The sequence below is a fragment of the Bacillus andreraoultii genome, assembly GCF_001244735.1.
Classification (GTDB): Bacteria; Bacillota; Bacilli; order Bacillales; family Caldibacillaceae; genus Caldifermentibacillus; species Caldifermentibacillus andreraoultii.
The window spans coordinates 2,716,111-2,734,240 of the sequence record NZ_LN868937.1 but is presented as its reverse complement, the minus strand read 5'-3'; the positions used below and the strand labels follow the sequence as shown (position 1 = coordinate 2,734,240).

Here is an 18,130-nt window from a genome sequence, read left to right as displayed (position 1 = left end):
TGTAAGAACGAATCACAGCATAATCATTAGGAAAATGTCTTTTTCGTAAAAAATACTGTTCATGATAAGGGAAGTGATATTGTGTCAAAGGTGTTATTTGTTAAAACAGCTGAACAAAAAGAATGGTTAATAAAATTAAATCAGCTGAAACAATCTTTTCAAACATTTTCTAAAGAAGTAGATGAGAAATCACGTTTTCCAAAAGAGAATATTGAAGCGCTTGTTAATCTCGGCTATACGAAGCTAACATTGCCAAAAGAATATGGTGGTAATGGACACGGTGTGTATGATATGGTCCTTCTTCAAGAAACGATAGCGAGCTTTGATAGTGCAACAGGATTATCCATTGGGTGGCATCAAGGAGTTGTCGGTGAGCTCTATGGGCAAAAACTTTGGCAAGAAGATCACCTCCAAACTTTTGCAAAGAAGATTAATAATGGTGCTTTAGTGAATCGCGCTGCAAGTGAAGTTCAAACAGGTAGTCCAACTCGTGGAGGGAAACCGACAACAACAGCTGTAAAAAAAGATGGGAAATGGGTCATTACGGGGCGAAAATCATTCACAACGATGTCACCCGTACTAACACATTTTCTTACGTCCGCATGGGTAGAAGAAAAGGAAGGGATTGGGTTCTTTTTAATTGATCGAAATAGTAATGGGCTTTCGATTGATGAGACTTGGGATGTAATTGCCATGCGAGGAACGGAAAGCCATGACCTTGTCCTTGATGGAGTAGAAGTACCTGATGTGTGTTTTGTCGAATTTAATAACGGTCAAAGAGGGAATCAGATAAACGGGTGGTTATTACATATTCCAGCATGTTACTTAGGAATTGCACAAGCGGCAAGAGATTATGCAGTTAAATATTCAACGGAATACTCTCCCAACAGTATAAAAGGAACGATTAGTGATTTACCGAATGTCCAAAACTTAATCGGCCAAATGGACTTGGAATTAATGAAGGCGCGCCATTTTCTCTACAGTGTTGCTGAAGCTTATGATGATACGTCACGCAGACCGTTATTAACGAATGAACTTGGCGTAGCAAAACATATTGCTACAAATTCAGCCATTACCATTGTTGATCTAGCGATGAGACTAGTAGGCGCAAAAAGTCTACAACGTTCGAACCCACTTCAAAGGTATTATCGGGATGTACGGGCAGGTTTACATAACCCACCGATGGATAATATGACCATTTCAAAGCTAGCACAAACGGCCATTTCTGAGTTTAAGAATTAAATGAAATGCTCAAATGACGTAAAAAATTGATAAACTTCGAATGAGTGTAGAGTTTCAATGGTGTTATAAGCCGGTTTTTAGTAGACCTCGGGAAATAATGGTTCATAGAGAGGTTCAATGGGCCCATTTTCGCGTAAAACTCATCATTTCGGGTTCATAGAAAGGTTCTATAATCACGTTTCACGAAAAATGTGCGACCATATCATACGAGACGTCCATTTAAGCAAATTTCTCGTATTGAAAGTAAAAAATCGTTCATTTTCTCCTATCCAAAGAAAAGTGTCGGTAGCACGACTTACATACCAAAAGAGTTTTCTCCGGTATACTTCGGCTTTCATCTTGCAAAAGCTTAGTTACCAGGGTTTTCTATATTTAAAAAAGCATCCGCTTTAAAACGACGCGACTAAGTGGTAAATTGAGTCCAACAAATGGAGTCGTTCATTCATAAGAACTGGATGCTTTTTTCCATATCTCGCTCTATTATTTTTAAGATTAATGATTCCGATAAAACTCAATCGCTTTCTGAATATATTTTTCTTCCCCTTTTGGAACTTCATCTTCGTAAAAAATAGCTTGAACAGGGCAAGCCGCTTCACATGCACCACAATCAATACAAATATCAGGGTCAATAAAAAATTGGCCCGCTCCCTCGGCAATACAATCAACAGGGCAAACATCAACACAATCGCCCGCTTTTTCACCGATGCATGGTGAGGTTATTACATAAGACATGAAAAATCCACTCCTTTCACGTGAAAAAACTCATTTTAGATTTCATATTACGATTCCATTTGTAATAAAATTTCCGTCATTCGATTTATATTTTCCCGAATTTTCACCGCACTTAAGTAGTCGATTTTATTATGGTAGGCTTCTGTTTTCTCCATTTGATTTTCAAGTGATCGTTGTTGAAACTGTTCGATACGATTTTCTGTTGTTGTTCGATAGTCATCTAATAAATTCATTTCTAATTTTTGCACGTTGTCATTCAATTCGTTTAAACGATTAGTGATAAAAACAGCCGCGATATGTTGTTCCTCTTGTGCTGCATTTTTCATTTCAGAGACAAGTTGCCGCTGTTCTTCTAACTCATTTTTTACTAAATTCCGCAAATCCTCATGTCTTTCATCAACAATCATATGGTCAAAAATTTGAAATGTATCACTCATCAATGCGTACAACCGTTCTAACGAATTTTCCATTTCACAACTCCCACCTTTAATTATATTGAAGTAAAAACGAAATTTTAAGTATGAACGAATACCCAAAGAAAGGATTCAAATACCTATCATGTTCCTTTCATTTTGTTAACGAAAAATATGTCCACCTTTTTTAGTACTAACCATAATTTTTTTATAAAGATATTTATTCTGTTAGGATGTCACATTCTAATTAGAATATGTAATTGAAGATTTTAATAAGAAAATAAGCGTAAAAATCGGATTGATTGTTCAATAGAGGCAATCTAATGGATAAAACGGGTGCGAACTCAGATTGAAACGTAAAAAGTCGTCTCAAGGATATAAGAAGCATGAATTCGTTGGAACTGTTCAATAGAAAATGGTAAAAATAAGGCGATGGAGTTGCATCTCGTCCATACGAATTAAGCTAGTGAGCGTACTGTGATTGGATTGATTATTGAAGAAGGGAAGGAAGATGTTAATTTCAAAACGATTTGAAAAAACAAGTGAACTTCGGAAATATAGATATAATCTTCGGAAATAACTCGCGAACTTCGGAAAAAACCGTTCTAGCTGATGTTGAAAACTTCGGAAATAACGCAGTCATCTTCGGAAATAAAAACCAAAACTTCGGAAACTCGCGTGAAAAAGTGACAGGTCAAATTCATATGAATGGCGAAGGGAGGATTCAAACTTTTAAAATTTTTAAAGACAGCGGTCTATCAGAAGCAATGCTAGAGGGGTGAATGTAATGGTTTCTGTTAAAAAAATTGGCTTTTGACTCTTGCCTATATAAAGTATCTAATTAGCAACTTTCTTGACCATTGCATTTTTCCAATTAATTTCTTATACTTTCCATATATTACAAAATAAAAAAGGATGATTGACAGTGACATTTGAAGAGATTTTACCACGTTTGAAGTCTGGAGCGAAAGTGATTCGTGTAGGCTGGTCTGGTGCAGAATTATATGTGAAATTAGTTGGAGAAAGTGAAATTGATGGGGAAAGATTAAACCCTTATCTTGTTATAAATGTTGAAGGAGAGGGATATACGATGTTTACCCCAACTGTTTGTGATATATTAGCTAATGATTGGGAAATAGTAGAATAAGAAAATCGTTCGGCAAACCATTCTCAGGATTGGAAAATGGTAGAAGGAGGAATCCGTAGGAAAACATTGATAATAAAACTAGTTTGATAACTTATCAGATTTTAAATCCCAATAATGAATCATTGAAAAAGTTTGAAACAATTGAAGAGCCGGAATAAAATAAGCTTCGTTCTTGAAAATGAACATAAATAATACGAATGGCCCATGTCAATATGGGCTTTTATAATGGAGTGAAACAAGTGGAACAATTAAATTTTAAAGAAAAAGTTGTCTTCGTAACCGGGGCGGCTTCTGGAATTGGCTATGCACAGGCAAATGCATTTTTAAAGCAAGGTGCGAACGTTTATGCAATCGATGTTCAAGAAAAGCCATTACAAGAATTAAAATATGAAAACCCAACTAATTTTCACTATACCGTCTGCAGTGTCACAAACAAAGCAGACGTTGATATAGTCGTCCAAAGATCACTTAATCTCTACGGTCAAATTGATGTTCTTTTAAATACAGCTGGAATTCTCGATGACTACAAAAAAACGTTAGAAACAGATGAACCGTTGTGGGATCTTATTATGGATACGAATCTGAAAGGAATGTACTATGTAACGAATGCCGTTTTACCCCATATGTTAAAGCGAAAAAAAGGTGTCATTGTCAATATGGCATCGATAGCAGGACTTGTCGCAGGTGGTGGTGGTGCTGCATATACCGCTTCAAAACATGCCATCATCGGTTATACGAAGCAGTTAGATTATGATTATTGTCGAGACGGGGTTCGTGCCAATGCAATCGCACCCGGTGCCATTCAAACACCAATGAATAAGAAAGATTTTGAAGGCGAGGGAGTCATGGCAAAATGGGTAGCTGAAGAAACCCCAGTAGGAAGATGGGCACAACCGGATGAAGTAGCCAATCTTACGTTATTTCTTGCTAGTGATGCAGCTGATTATATTCATGGTTCCGTTATTCCGATTGACGGTGGGTGGACGATGAAATAAAGTACCCGCAATCAGCAGTAGTTACAAGAAGACTATTCGTCGTTTTGACAAATTTAACATAATATTCACGTAATAGAGTAATATGACTCCTATTGTGCAAGACAATGATTGAAGTGAGATAATTTATGTATTCATTCGTTGTTTTTTCTGTTATAGTAGTTTCGTAGGCTTATAAAGCTTGCACTATGGCACTTCGTAGGGCGCAAATGCTCTCATCCTTTGGCCATAGTTATTACTAAAATAGTCGATGGGCTATTTTACAAAGGAGAAATGGAAAATGAATACACATGTTTATGAAGAAAAATCACGTACTTCCCTCGATAACCTAACAAAATCAGGTATTGTCGCTGGACTTTATGTTGCGGTGACCCTCATTTTATCCGCTGTTAGTTTTGGAGCCATCCAGTTTCGACTATCTGAAATGTTTAACTATCTAGCACTCTTCCATAAGCGCTATATATCCGCAATTACTTTAGGTGTCGTCATTGTTAATTTCATCATGTCACCCATGTGGTTTCTCGATGTTCCAATTGGTGGAACGGCTACCTTACTTGTATTAATTTTCTCAAGAATGGTAACGAAAAATATGAAAGACCTTAAAGTAAAACTCGCCGTTACAGCTCTTATTTTCGCTTTATCGATGTTTACGGTTGCGGGTCAGTTACATTTCGTTTTTCATGCGCCATTTTGGATGACCTACTTAACGGTTGCTCTTGGTGAATTACTCTCGATGTCCATCGGTGGTATTCTAATTTATTCAGTAAATAAGAAAATCGATCTACGGAAATAGAACAAAAGATGCCTGTCCCTACTGAATGAACACATAACAGTCAGGGGAGGCATTTTTCCATGACATAATCCCCTTAGTAACTTTTTCATTACTAAGGGGATTCGGATAGATGGATCTTTTATATCAAAAACATTGCCACAATTGTCGTCATGACTAATCCAATACAGACCGGAAACAAATTTCTCCGTGCCAATTCGAATGGATCAACATTACAAATCGCGGCAGCAGGAATCAAAGCCCATGGAACAAGTGTCCCACCGCCAACCCAAATTCCAGAAATTTGCCCAAGTGCAGTCAATGTTGCGGTACTAGCACCGTCACCAATCGCGTGGGAAAATAAGTTTGCAACTGAACCAGTAAGTGAAATTCCAGAAAACCCAGATCCGTCAAGCCCAGTTATCGCACCAACAATCGTTAACGTTACGGCACCGATTTCGGCTGTTAATGGAACGACATGGGCAAGACTAACGCCAAGATCATTAACAATCCCGTTCGATGTCTTTGGTAAGTAGTCACCGATGATGGTCTGAAAGCCCGCATCACCTAAGTAAAAAAATGCGGCTATTGGAATAACTGGTCCAAATACTTTAAAACCAAATTGAAATCCGTCAATAATCCGTTTCGTTGTTTTTTTCAATCCCCCAACTTTAAATCCCGTCATATTAATCACAAGGAAAATTAAAATTGCCGTTCCACCGACTAGTGCGGTTGCATCACTTCCCTGCAAGTTAAAGACAAACATCGCAACAACATCAAGCATAAATAATATTGGAATGAAAAAAGCAAACAGTATTTTTTGCTTATCACTTAATGCATCTACTTTTTCAATTTTTTCAGCCGCTCCGTCAAATGCTTTCACGTCCTTTAATTTTCCTTTTTTAAGATCTTTCATAAGAAAAAGAAAAGCCGTCACGGTCGTCACTCCTCCCATTACAAGGACGAGAGGGATACTCGCAGAAATCACGTCACCAACTGGGAGTCCAGCTGCATCGGCGGTTAATTTTGGAGCCGCTTGAATAATAAAATCACCGGAAAGGGCAATTCCATGACCAAATAAGTTCATTGCCACTGCAACGCCCATTCCTGGTAAACCCGCACGAATAGCAACGGGAAGCAAGACTGCACCTAATAAGGCAACAGCTGGGGAAGGCCAGAAAAATAAGGATATCACTAACATGAGAAGACCAATCGTCCAATAGGCAAGACTTGGAGTCCGAATGAATTTCGCGAATGGGGCGATCATGACGTCATTAATTCCGGTTTGGGTTAATGTTTTACTCATAGCAACAATGAGGGAAATAATAAGAATTGTAGGCAGTAATTCTGAAATCGCATATTGAAAACTAGAAAATATACTGATAATGGATTCAGTCAAAGAACCGCTTGACACAATCGCAATAATAAATATCCCTACAATGCAGAGAATCGTTGTATCTAAACGACTAACCATGAAACCGATAATCAGCAAGATAAACAGTAAATATATTAAGTGTATGAGAGTAAGTTCAACGACCATTAAAAATCTCCTCTCCTAAAAATGGAATTGCTGAAATAGGCTCCTGTCACATCATATGAACGAAAGAGGCGATTGGTGAGTGGACAAAAGACGTTGAAGAAAAAGAAGTTCATTGAGAGAAACGGCAACTTGAAAATCACCTAATCTGCACAAAAAAAGTGAACCCAATCGTGAGTTCACTTACTTTTATTTATCGACTTTTTCAATGATAAAATCTTATCAACACTTAAATTTGTTACTTTTTTAATAAATTCAACAGAAGCACCTTCAATAATCATATTTCTAGCAATATTTTTTGTAGCAATTTCCTTCCCAATTTCCTTCCCTTTTTCCTCATGGGAAATAGGGATTTCCATAATTTTTTCCACAAGATTTGGGTCGAGATCTCTTACTTCTTGCATCAGTGTTTTCTCCTCCTCAACAGTAAGTTTCAAATATCTTTCAAAAAAGCCATAAATCAGGCGCTGTCGGGCAGGATCAAGCTGCATCTGTACAAGCATCCGTAAAAATTCCTTTTTCACTTCAATTCGTTCTTCCTTCGTAAATCACATTTTACAAAGAAGAGCAGCAGCAATCGGATTATCAGAACGTATAAATTCACGCCATTTTAATTTTTTTAAAGTTAACGTTAAAAATTGAAAACTCAGCACATGAAAGAACGGAAAACGAATTGAAAAGTTGTTCTTCTCATGATTAGAATGTTGATTATACGTAAATACAGCAATTGGTAAAATTGGCTTTCTATATTTATTATACAACAAACTGAAATATAGATACATTCGCTCGTAAAAATGACTTTAGTAATAACACTGGGGCTCGATATAAATAATTAGAATCGTATCTTCCCCTTTCAAACTAGCTTCTACAACAATATCCGCACGTCGACTCTCACCTTCATGAAGGTCAGTAAAAACTTCTTCGGATAATGGTTTGATTGACGAGAAATCGATCTGTTGATGGATGGTAGGAAAAAATAGCTCTAAAAACTCAGCAAAAAATGTATGAATTATTCTTTGAAAAGTTGATCGTGGTGGGTATACTTCGAAGTACCTACGTCCTCATAAATATAGGTCACATCAAGCATATTGTCACTCCTTAAAAAAACCAATAAAACAGGGGTGTATTTGGGGGACTATAGAGTAGTTTCGACATCAAATTAAAAATTCCTTCCTATGTTATTGAAAACCAATCATACAGCTGTAATATATGACCGATGATTATGAATTTTTCCATATCTAAAAAAGTCGTTTTTCCACCTAACATTTGTAAGTTTAGAATATTGTGTGAATGGACGTTTATATTTTTCTATCAACGAAATGTATAATACTTTTAACCTAATTATACATTGGGAATTATTATGATAAAAGAATCATTACGCGTACAATAAATGAATCCTAATTTATCATTCCAAAAAATTTGCTTAAAGTCCGACTAAGAAAGCTGCTTTTCATAAACGCTAATATATAAGAGGGAATTTAATATTCATCCATCGTGTGAACATTTCCTAGAACAAACGAAAATCATTCCAAAAAAATTTACGTTAAATTTACAAATGCTTAAATCTAGCTTTACGTTTCTTCTTTAATCTGAAAGTAAGAAAACTGAGATGTAAGCAGCATCATGGGGGTTTCCAAATGTTCATTAACAGAAAACGTCTTATATTAGTCATGCTATTATTACCAATATTTGTTGTCGCATGTGCAGGGGCGAATGAAAATCGTACAAAATCAGATGCCAATAAATCCTCCACACTTGCGATTTCTGGATCGACTTCGGTTGGTCCACTAGCCGAAAAATTAGCAAGTAAATATGAAGAAAAAGAAAACGTGAAGATTGAAATAAATCAAATTGGTTCATCCGCTGGAATCACCAATGCATTAAATGGTGTTTCTGAACTTGGGATGTCTTCCAGAGATTTAAAAGAAGAGGAGAAAGCAAATGATCTAAAAGAAACAGTCATTGCCTATGATGGGATTGTTATTGTCACTCATCCGAGCAATAACGTAAAAAATCTAACACTAGAACAAGTAAAAGATATTTTCACTGGTAAGATAACGAATTGGAAAGAAGTCGGTGGCGATAACCTAGAGATTGTTGTTGTATCTCGGGAAGACGGTTCGGGTTCACGGGACGCCTTTCAAGAAATTGTTGGATATTCATCCGGTGAGTTAATTAGAAATGCCATCATTGCAAGTGGAAATGGAAATATTAAGACAACCGTTGCGTCAAATAAGCATGCAATTGGATTTGTGTCCTTTGAATATATCGGCGATTCCGTAAATACAGTAAAGATTAATGGTGTACAAGCGACTGCAGAAAATGTTTTACAGAAAAAGTATAAATTGTCACGTCCATTTTTATTTGTTCATACGGAAGAAAATCTAACTCCTGAAGGCCAACAATTTATTGACTATATTTTGAGTGAAGAAGGACAGGGAATTGTTCGAGAAACAGGAGCCATTCCTATTAAATAATTTCAATCTGTTTTTCCTAGCGTTTAAGGAAAAAAGTGGATTATAGAGCGGTTCAATAAGACGGAATGATTGATTTTTAGTAAAAACTGGATCTTAGAGCTGTTCTATAAACCGAATTCTCTTGATTTTTAAGAAAAAATGGATATAGTCCCATTCTATAGGCTGAATTGTCCCAGTTTTCAATAAAAAGGAAATCAAGGACTAGCGCTGTCGAAACAGTCATGGAGGAACGAATAATGACAACTCAATCAAATAAAGAAATGATTGCAAAATCAAATAAAAGCAAGTATATGCTTGAAAAAATTTCAGAAAGAGTCTTTTTGTTTTGTGCACTTCTATCTGTCATTAGTTTAGTTTTAATTATCGGATTTGTCTTTTACAAAGGGGCCCACCCTTTTATCGCAGAAGGATTTCGCTTTTTTGATTTTATTTTCGGAAAAGATTGGGTTCCGAGTGAAAACAAGTATGGAATCTTTCCGATGATTGTCGCATCCATTTACGCGACAATCGGTGCACTCATCATTGGCGTTCCCATTGGTTTGTTTACAGCGATTTTTTTAGCGGAAATTGCCCCTAAGCATGTTGCAAGAGTGATTTCGCCAGCAGTTCAACTGTTAGCAGGGATTCCATCCGTTCTTTATGGCGTATTTGGACTTGCTATCATCGTTCCCTTCCTACAACAAAATTTAGGCTTAGTCAAAGGGCAAAGCTTAATCGCTGTAATTCTTGTATTGGCGATTATGATGTTACCAACGATTGTAACAGTTGCTGAAACCGCGATTCGAGCCGTACCAAAAACGTATCGTGAAGGGTCGCTCGCACTAGGCGCATCTTCTATCGGTACCATTTTTAAGGTCATCGTTCCTGCTGCAAAGTCAGGCATTATGACCGCGATTGTATTAGGTATGGGAAGAGCGATTGGCGAGACAATGGCAGTTATTTTAGTAGCTGGAAATAGTCTAATTGTTCCGGCAAGTTTGATAGATAGTATCCGACCATTAACAACAAATATTGCTTTAGAAATGGGATATGCATTTGGAACTCATCAAGAAATGCTGTTTGCTACGGGTATTGTCTTATTTTCATTTATATTAATTTTAAATTTTGCCCTAGCAAAAATTAGTTCGAAAGGCGGTCAGTAATTTTGCGAAAACTAAAAGATACTCTACTTCATGCTCTACTTTGGATAGCCGCCCTTTTGACCGTTGCCATTCTCATTGGCATCGTCGGTTTTATTTTTTATAAAGGAATGGGACTAATAAATGTTGACTTTATCTTTGGGGATTACTCTCCTACAGGTGGTGGCGGTATTTGGCCGATGATTGTAACGACCATTTACACAATTATCATTTCTTTATTAATTGCAACGCCGATTGGGATTTTGGCGGCAGTTTTTTTGCAAGAATATGCCATACAAGGTCGACTCGTTCGAATCATTCGTTTTGCCACCGAAAGTTTAACTGGAATTCCTTCAATTATTTACGGATTATTTGGTGCAGTATTTTTTGTTACGATGTTAAAATTTGGCATGTCAATCATTGCCGCGTCTCTTACATTAACAATCATCGTTTTGCCAGTTATTATTCGAACAACGGAAGAATCATTAAAGACGGTTCCAAAAAGTTATCGGGAAGGATCTCTTGCTCTAGGAACAACGAAACTACAAACGTTGTACAAGGTTATTTTACCGAGTGCGATGCCAGGAATTTTATCTGGAATTATTCTCTCGATGGGACGAATTATTGGTGAGTCTGCAGCAATCTTTTTAACAGCAGGTACCGTTGCCGCGATGCCTGAAAGTATTTTTTCTTCAGCAAGAACGCTTACTGTCCACGCCTACTTAGTTACACAAGAATCGGGGGATATTGAGTTAGCAGCAGCAATTGGAATTGTTTTAATTGCTATTATTTTTATTCTTAATTTGACAGCGACCTTCATCTCGAAAAAATTAAATAAAGCCGATTATTAAGGAAAAGGAGACGATTTTATGAGTGCAACTGTTTTAGAACGGAATCATATCAGAAACGATTTGTCATTAGTGAAAACGAATCATGAAACAAAAATTCATGTAAATAATTTGAATTTATTTTATGGTGAAAAACAGGCACTTTTCGATGTTTCCATTGATATTAAAGAAAAAGAAGTCACTGCGTTAATTGGTCCGTCTGGGTGTGGAAAATCAACATTTTTACGAACATTAAACCGAATGAATGATTTAATTGACGGTGTAAAAATTAATGGAAATATCGTTATAGATGGTGAAGATATTTATCGAACAAATGATGTCATACAATTACGGACAAAAGTAGGAATGGTCTTTCAAAAGCCAAACCTTTTTCCAATGAGTATTTATGATAATGTAGCCTATGGTCCTCGAATGCAAGGAATAAAAAATCGTTCAACTTTAAATGACCTAGTAGAAGAGAGTCTTCGCGGGGCAGCAATTTGGGATGAAGTAAAAGATCGACTAAAGTCATCGGCACTAGGGCTTTCCGGTGGTCAGCAACAAAGAGTTTGTATTGCCCGGGCTATAGCAATGAAGCCGGAAGTCATTTTAATGGATGAACCGACATCTGCACTCGACCCAATTTCAACGTTAAAAGTTGAAGAATTAATTACATCAATGAAAAAAGACTACACAATCATCATTGTTACGCACAATATGCAACAAGCAGCACGAGTTTCAGATAAAACAGCCTTTTTCTTAAATGGTGAAATTATTGAATTTGATGAGACAAGTCAAATATTTTCAACGCCAAGAGATCAAAGAACCGAAGACTATGTGACTGGTCGATTCGGATAAGTGGAGGATGAACGATGGTTGCTCGCGAAAGTTTTGATAATAGCCTACATGAACTAGAAGAGAAAATGTTAGAGATGGGGAAACTGACAGAAACTATGTTAGAAAAATCTTTCACAGCCCTACAAAATCAAGATGTTGAATTAGCAATTAGAATTATTGAGGACGACAATGAGGTAGATGATCTTGAGGAGGAAATTGATCAATTAGCAATTTGGCTCATTGTAAGGGAACAACCAGTTGCACGGGATTTACGGAAAATTATCGGAGCAATTAAAATTTCCTCAGAGATTGAGCGTGTTGCCGATTATGCGGTAAATATTGCTAAGTCTACAATTAAAATAGGAGAAGTCGTATCACCAATTAATATAGCGAGTCTCGAAGCAATGAAAGATATATGCATTCAAATGTTTCAAAAATCTTTACAGGCGTTTTTTCATGAGAATATTGCCCTTACGAAAGAAGCAGGGGATATGGATGATAAGGTAGATGACTTAAGTGATGGTACCTATAAGCAATTAACCACTTATATAAAGGACCATTGTGAAGATACGACTCAAGTTGTTGAATTATTATTTGTCAACCGGCATCTTGAAAGAACCGCTGATCATATTACGAACATTGCTGAAAGTGCTGCATATTTAATTAAAGGTCGAAAATATGATTTAAATCCATAATGTGTGTGAGGTGTACAAGATTTTGTTTGTACACCTTTAGTTTTTGGGGAGCATGCTGATTCCGAAGATTGAAAGTTATTTCCGAAGCCGCCCACGAATTTCCGAAGAGATGAAGAATATTTTCAGAGTTTACTCGCGATTTTACAAACTCTCCGTTACATGACAAAGTTGATTCCCCCATTTTAAAATGAAAATAAGAAAATCTTAAGAAATTGATACCGTTTTTTTTAAGATTTAATAGTTAGAATGTATTTAGCGCTAAAATAGAGAGAGAAATACTAGGAGTGAACGTTCATGAACATATTGGTTTGCGATGATGATAAAGAAATTGTTAATGCGATAGGAATTTATCTTGAAAACGAAGGGTATCAAATTTTTAAAGCCTATAACGGTCTCGAAGCTATAGAAATCATTGGGGAAAACGAGATCCATCTCATTATTATGGATATTATGATGCCGAAAATGAATGGGATACAAGCGACAATGAAAATTCGTGAGCATAAGAATATTCCATTAATCATGTTGTCAGCAAAAACAGAGGATACAGATAAAATCCTCGGGTTAAATATGGGGGCTGATGACTACATAACAAAACCGTTTAACCCATTGGAACTGATTGCTCGTGTTAAGGCCAATTTGAGACGGTATACGACATTAGGAAGTATGGAAAAGAAAAAAAACATATACCAAACAGGAGGTCTCGTCATTGATGATGAAACGAAAACGATCACAGTCGATGGGGAAGAAGTTCGTTTAACACCGGTTCAATATAAAATTTTGAAACTATTGACAGCTAATGCAGGAAGGGTATTTTCCATTGATGACATTTACGAAACTGTGTGGAATGAGCCGGCTTATAATTCGGAAAATACAGTTGCGGTTCATATAAGAAAGATTAGAGAAAAGATAGAAATTAATCCGAGAGAGCCGAAATATTTAAAAGTTGTATGGGGAGTTGGATATAAAGTTGAAAAAATTTAGCCATGCGAATGTAACAAAATTCCTTGTCTTCATGATTGTGATTGCATGCTTTACAGGAACAGTGACAACACTTATAAACTTTGTTACTGTTCCATTTAATAGTTTACACCAAAAAAATTATTATGAAAGTCAAGCTTATATAGAAGAGAGCCTCCCAATCATTCGTGACTTAACCGAACTAATGAATGAGTATCGTAATGAGGAATACATCTTAAAAGGGAAAACAGTCAGTTCGAACGAATTGAAAAATATAGAAGATGAGTTGTTTTATGAATTTGAGAACTCACAGATAAATAACGACGAACTAAATGAAAAAGAAAGAAATAAGCTATTTAAGCAAAAATATGTCGATAAAATCGCTCAAGAAAAAGACAAACTAATCAAAGAAAATTTACGAGAATACCATCAAATATTACAGCGATTAGATGATTATAATGTTCCACTTTTTTATGCTAGTGATGGGAAAAATGTGTACACGAATACAAAGATGAAAACAAAACAACAATTTGAAGCCTATCCTGCTTACTTTATATTTGATTATTACGAACAAGAAATTTATCCAAAAGAAGCGAGAGAAAATGAAAATATACATTGGATTACTGATCAAGTTGACGAAATGAATCCAGAAAACACCGTTCTTTATCTCGCATTTCCAAAAAGCTATGTAGATTCAAAAATGAAAGAATGGGAAGACAATCGTGTACATCTTGTAAAAAACTTATATAAGTTAGCATTTTTTGTCCCAGGATTTATTATTTCATTTATTTACCTTGCACTAGTAATTGGAAGAAATTCATTTAAGGATGAAAAGGTGCACTTACATGCATTCGACCGCTTGTATAATGATGTAAATATCGTTTTATGCATTTCTCTTAGCGCACTTTTTATTGGACTATTCAATTCCTTTTTTGAGATAAATAATGATATCATTCTTCCAATTTCGGTGACGATTGCGACTGCTGGATTCGTCCTTATTTTATCGCTTATCAAACATATGAAAAACAAAACGATTATTAAACATACGTTATTATACACGCTCATTTCTAAATTCGCCTATTTTATCGGGGATGTCTATCAAAGTGGAAATCTTGCGGTGAAAACAGTCTTGATTGTCGTTGGTTATCCGCTGTTAATCGCTTTAACATTTTTCATGTTTCCAATTACGATTGGGTTTGCTGCTTGGTTTGCCTTAAAAAAAGTGAAATCATTTCTTGCCATTCAATCAGGTGTTGAACAAATTAAGTCTGGAGATCTTCAATATCGAATTGATGTTGAAAGTAATGGCGAATTTGCGAAACTTGCAGATGATATTAATAGTATAACCGATGGCTTGAAACAGGCGGTGGCACGGGAGTTGAAAAGTGAACGATTAAAGACTGAGTTAATTACAAATGTCTCCCATGATATTCGGACACCATTAACGTCCATCATCACATATGTTGACCTATTGAAAAATGAAGATGATCCGAAAAAAGTGAAAGAATATATTGACGTTTTAGACCAGAAATCAAAGCGATTAAAAGCATTAACAGATAATTTATTTGAAGCGGCTAAAGCATCGAGTGGTGATATTCCTGTTCAATTGGAAAAAATAGATATCATTTCGTTAATAAACCAAGGATTAGGGGAAGTTAATGATAAAATTATTGATAGAAACTTACATGTTAAATTAAATGTTCGTGATGAGAAGTTCTATCTATCAGCTGATGGGCGACTTTTATGGAGAGCAATCGAAAAAATTTTATCAAATATATTTAAGTACGCCCTCGAAGGCTCGAGAGTTTATATTGATATCGAGGATTTAGGTGATACAGTTCAGCTAACATTTAAAAACATTTCCGCTACCGAATTAAATATTTCAGCGGATGAGTTAATGGAGCGCTTTAAACGAGGAGATGAATCAAGAACAAGTGAAGGCAGTGGGTTAGGCTTATCTATTGCGAAAAGCTTAATCGAAATCCAAAAGGGTACATTTCATATCCAAATAGATGGTGATTTATTTAAAGCAATCATTGTTTTGCCTAAGTTTAAAGAGGAATGATGGGGAGGGCTACTTGCCTTCTCCTTTTCTGTTAAAAACGTTCTGGAAGTTAGATTTAAGCCACGCATTATTTCCGAAGTTTAGTGAATTATTCAGAGTAGATTATACCAAATCTTAACAGCTATTCCAAAGATTACATACTATTCCCGAAGTCGGCCTGGTCTTTTCGAAACCCACCACACAATCACTTCACGCCAATCATTATTTCTTGTGTAACTATACACAATCACAGTATAGTAAAAGATAGAAAGATTATTAAAAGAAAGAGGCATGTTTATGAAAATAGGTAGAAATGATCCGTGTCCCTGTGGGAGTGGGAAAAATATAAGAAATGCTGTATGAATAAAGGGATATTTGAACAGACGAACAGACAGACCACTCAACATGAACGCTGGACGACAAAAAAAGTAGACCAAATGTCTACTGAGGAAATCTTAACAAAACTCCAAGAAATCGGAATTGCAATAGACGAACGTACTTTTACCCAAGAAATTAAAACGAAGAAATCTAGTGTAGCACTCGCTCTACAATGGGAAAAAATGTACAAACGAAATATCGATGACCCAATCATTGACTTCGTTTATATCGCAGTTGGTGTGCTGGCAAAACGTTTGGCACCGGAACATATCTTAATTGAGCAACTCAATTCTATGATGCAAGAAGGTTATTTCCTATATGGACAAGGAAAAGAAAAAGAGGCGTGTGAATTATGGTGGGAAGTTTGGAGAAAAACATTGCAATGGCTTGCACCGCGCGAAATTTCCTCAGTGGAAAAATTAAATCAACTAACAAAACCATCGATGACCCAAATTTACTCAAATTGGGTGCAAGATTTTGAAACAGCATTGAGTGAACTTGGACAAAAAGATGAACAGTTTTTAGAAATGTTAATTCAATATACGACTGAATTCCGGGAAGTTTTCTCACAAACCAATTCTAATATTATGATGAACATGGGTATTTCCGCTCGAGAAGCGTTTTTCCAACTAGACCGTGTTAAAGAGGGAGAAGAACTCTTCACGAAATTAATAGAGGAAAAGCACGATGATCCAGCGTGGATTTATATCCGTTGGGGCGATTTATATACAGAATGGATGAATGGTGGAACGATTGACCATAAGAAGGCCGAGTCGCTATATAAAAAAGCATTGGAATTAGCTAAGGATGAAAGAGACAAAGAGGCTATTCTTGAACGAATCAATGATTTAAGAGGTGAAGAATGAAGGAGAGAAATATGATAATTAGCTGAACAACCTTTTAAGTATGAGGATGTTTGTAAATGGAAACGAAGCCAACTAGCCGCATGAATGGAAAGATGTTAAAAAAAGTAAACTTAAGGGCCTAGCCATATGCGAAGGTCAGACCCTAAAATTGCTAATAGGAAGGATCTAGCAGCTTCATCAAAGCCGAAAAACTCTCTTTTTTTTCGGCGAACTCAAGTCTCTCGTTTCGCTTGAAGGCTTGAGCTTCCTGAGTTTATTTATAAACGAAAAAGCCTACGAGCGTTTTCAGTCGAGTGCTCAGTTACTTCCTCACTGGATACGCCCATGTATTTAGCAATCTCACGGACAATATGAGGTAAAAATGCTGGTTCATTTCGTCGGTTTTTCGGTTTGTTTTCTAAGTTTCTAGGCAAAAGATAGGGTGCATCTGTTTCAATTAATAACCGATCAAGCGGAATATATTTTACTGCTTCTTGTAAAGATTGTCCGCGTCTTTCATCACAAATCCATCCCGTGACCCCAATATAAAAACCCATCGATACATACTTTTTCACTTCAGCTGTATGACCTGTAAAACAATGAACAACAGCATGTTCAGCTAATGTTAGATAGTCCGCAAAAATTTCACAAAATCGATCATGAGCATCTCTTTCATGTAAGAATAACGGCATAGAAAGTTCCTTTGCTAAATCTAATTGTGCTTCAAAACATTGTTCTTGCGCTTGTTGTGGGGAAAACATTCGGTTGAAATCAAGACCACATTCACCAATTGCTACAACTTCTTTCTGACTGGCTAACTGTTTTAATTCATGAATAGAATTTGAATTGAAACCCTTAGCATCATGGGGATGAATACCAGCTGTTGAAAATAGAACATTCGGATATGCCTTCGCAAGTTTTGCCGCTTCTTTACTTCCTTTCACATTTGAACCCGTCAAGATCATTTGACTAACTCCATTTTCTAAAGCTCTTTCAACAACCACTTCTTGATCTTTTGCAAATTGCTTATCAGTTAAATTTACTCCGATATCAATTAACTTTTTCAAGATGTAACCTCCTAAATCCTTGGATATTTTACCTTTCTAATTTTAACATGAAT

Annotated in this window: 20 protein-coding genes; 14 read left to right on the top strand and 6 right to left on the bottom strand. The window is 36.2% G+C overall.

Annotated elements, in window-relative coordinates; genetic code table 11:
• Nucleotides 1-81 precede the first annotated feature (81 nt).
• On the top strand, nucleotides 82-1,242 hold the full coding sequence (locus tag BN2144_RS18285; RefSeq protein WP_033829649.1) for an acyl-CoA dehydrogenase family protein: 1,161 nt from the start codon (nucleotides 82-84) through the stop codon (nucleotides 1,240-1,242).
• Nucleotides 1,243-1,734: 492 nt separating this feature from the next.
• Here BN2144_RS18285 and BN2144_RS18280 read toward each other — a convergent pair whose 3' ends face one another.
• Nucleotides 1,735-1,974, bottom strand: a complete 240-nt coding sequence (locus BN2144_RS18280; RefSeq protein WP_033829648.1) for an indolepyruvate ferredoxin oxidoreductase subunit alpha — start codon at nucleotides 1,972-1,974, stop codon at nucleotides 1,735-1,737.
• 47 nt (nucleotides 1,975-2,021) lie between these two features.
• Nucleotides 2,022-2,444: a hypothetical protein gene (locus BN2144_RS18275; protein WP_033829647.1), complete on the bottom strand. Its 423-nt coding sequence runs from the start codon at nucleotides 2,442-2,444 to the stop codon at nucleotides 2,022-2,024.
• A 473-nt stretch (nucleotides 2,445-2,917) separates the two neighbouring features.
• Between BN2144_RS18275 and BN2144_RS18270 the strand changes: the two genes are divergently transcribed.
• The 4 genes from BN2144_RS18270 (at nucleotide 2,918) to BN2144_RS18255 (ending at nucleotide 5,319) form a co-directional block, all read left to right on the top strand.
• On the top strand, nucleotides 2,918-3,169 hold the full coding sequence (locus tag BN2144_RS18270) for a hypothetical protein (RefSeq protein ID WP_033829646.1): 252 nt from the start codon (nucleotides 2,918-2,920) through the stop codon (nucleotides 3,167-3,169).
• A 143-nt stretch (nucleotides 3,170-3,312) separates the two neighbouring features.
• Complete coding sequence (locus BN2144_RS18265; protein ID WP_033829645.1) at nucleotides 3,313-3,534, top strand: DUF2829 domain-containing protein; 222 nt, start codon at nucleotides 3,313-3,315, stop codon at nucleotides 3,532-3,534.
• Nucleotides 3,535-3,773: 239 nt separating this feature from the next.
• Complete coding sequence (locus BN2144_RS18260; protein ID WP_230199769.1) at nucleotides 3,774-4,529, top strand: 3-oxoacyl-ACP reductase; 756 nt, start codon at nucleotides 3,774-3,776, stop codon at nucleotides 4,527-4,529.
• 277 nt (nucleotides 4,530-4,806) lie between these two features.
• Nucleotides 4,807-5,319, top strand: coding sequence for a QueT transporter family protein (locus tag BN2144_RS18255; RefSeq protein WP_033829643.1), 513 nt, complete (start codon nucleotides 4,807-4,809; stop codon nucleotides 5,317-5,319).
• 118 nt (nucleotides 5,320-5,437) lie between these two features.
• On the opposite strand, the gene BN2144_RS18250 is transcribed toward BN2144_RS18255, so the two are convergent.
• The 3 genes from BN2144_RS18250 to BN2144_RS20790 all read right to left on the bottom strand — a co-directional run bounded on the left by BN2144_RS18250 (nucleotide 5,438) and on the right by BN2144_RS20790 (nucleotide 7,593).
• Nucleotides 5,438-6,835, bottom strand: a complete 1,398-nt coding sequence (locus BN2144_RS18250; RefSeq protein WP_033829642.1) for a hypothetical protein — start codon at nucleotides 6,833-6,835, stop codon at nucleotides 5,438-5,440.
• A gap of 176 nt (nucleotides 6,836-7,011) precedes the next feature.
• On the bottom strand, nucleotides 7,012-7,356 hold the full coding sequence (locus BN2144_RS20795) for an RpnC/YadD family protein (protein WP_326564451.1): 345 nt from the start codon (nucleotides 7,354-7,356) through the stop codon (nucleotides 7,012-7,014).
• A 24-nt stretch (nucleotides 7,357-7,380) separates the two neighbouring features.
• Complete coding sequence (locus BN2144_RS20790; RefSeq protein WP_326564449.1) at nucleotides 7,381-7,593, bottom strand: hypothetical protein; 213 nt, start codon at nucleotides 7,591-7,593, stop codon at nucleotides 7,381-7,383.
• A gap of 876 nt (nucleotides 7,594-8,469) precedes the next feature.
• Between BN2144_RS20790 and BN2144_RS18240 the strand changes: the two genes are divergently transcribed.
• From BN2144_RS18240 to BN2144_RS18200, 9 genes are all read left to right on the top strand, one after another.
• A complete protein-coding gene (locus tag BN2144_RS18240; RefSeq protein ID WP_033829641.1) occupies nucleotides 8,470-9,309 on the top strand; it encodes a phosphate ABC transporter substrate-binding protein in 840 nt (279 codons plus the stop codon).
• A 236-nt stretch (nucleotides 9,310-9,545) separates the two neighbouring features.
• On the top strand, nucleotides 9,546-10,451 hold the full coding sequence (pstC, locus tag BN2144_RS18235; protein WP_033829640.1) for a phosphate ABC transporter permease subunit PstC: 906 nt from the start codon (nucleotides 9,546-9,548) through the stop codon (nucleotides 10,449-10,451).
• Nucleotides 10,452-10,453: 2 nt separating this feature from the next.
• On the top strand, nucleotides 10,454-11,278 hold the full coding sequence (gene pstA, locus BN2144_RS18230; RefSeq protein ID WP_033829639.1) for a phosphate ABC transporter permease PstA: 825 nt from the start codon (nucleotides 10,454-10,456) through the stop codon (nucleotides 11,276-11,278).
• A gap of 18 nt (nucleotides 11,279-11,296) precedes the next feature.
• A complete protein-coding gene (gene pstB, locus BN2144_RS18225; protein ID WP_033829638.1) occupies nucleotides 11,297-12,112 on the top strand; it encodes a phosphate ABC transporter ATP-binding protein PstB in 816 nt (271 codons plus the stop codon).
• Nucleotides 12,113-12,126: 14 nt separating this feature from the next.
• On the top strand, nucleotides 12,127-12,786 hold the full coding sequence (phoU, locus tag BN2144_RS18220; RefSeq protein ID WP_033829637.1) for a phosphate signaling complex protein PhoU: 660 nt from the start codon (nucleotides 12,127-12,129) through the stop codon (nucleotides 12,784-12,786).
• 294 nt (nucleotides 12,787-13,080) lie between these two features.
• Nucleotides 13,081-13,767 carry a response regulator transcription factor gene (locus BN2144_RS18210; protein WP_033829635.1) on the top strand — a complete coding sequence of 229 codons (687 nt, stop codon included), beginning with the start codon at nucleotides 13,081-13,083 and terminating at the stop codon, nucleotides 13,765-13,767.
• Nucleotides 13,754-15,808 (top strand): HAMP domain-containing sensor histidine kinase, encoded by a 2,055-nt coding sequence (locus tag BN2144_RS18205; RefSeq protein ID WP_230199768.1) that lies wholly within the window; start codon nucleotides 13,754-13,756, stop codon nucleotides 15,806-15,808. The genes BN2144_RS18210 and BN2144_RS18205 overlap by 14 nt, the downstream gene beginning before the upstream one ends.
• A 270-nt stretch (nucleotides 15,809-16,078) precedes the next feature.
• Nucleotides 16,079-16,150, top strand: a complete 72-nt coding sequence (locus tag BN2144_RS19395; RefSeq protein WP_075047862.1) for an SEC-C metal-binding domain-containing protein — start codon at nucleotides 16,079-16,081, stop codon at nucleotides 16,148-16,150.
• Nucleotides 16,147-17,031 carry a tetratricopeptide repeat protein gene (locus BN2144_RS18200; protein WP_033829633.1) on the top strand — a complete coding sequence of 295 codons (885 nt, stop codon included), beginning with the start codon at nucleotides 16,147-16,149 and terminating at the stop codon, nucleotides 17,029-17,031. Before BN2144_RS19395 ends, BN2144_RS18200 begins: the two co-directional genes overlap by 4 nt.
• 257 nt (nucleotides 17,032-17,288) lie before the next feature.
• Here BN2144_RS18200 and BN2144_RS18195 read toward each other — a convergent pair whose 3' ends face one another.
• On the bottom strand, nucleotides 17,289-18,077 hold the full coding sequence (locus BN2144_RS18195) for a TatD family hydrolase (protein WP_033829632.1): 789 nt from the start codon (nucleotides 18,075-18,077) through the stop codon (nucleotides 17,289-17,291).
• Nucleotides 18,078-18,130: the final 53 nt, after the last annotated feature.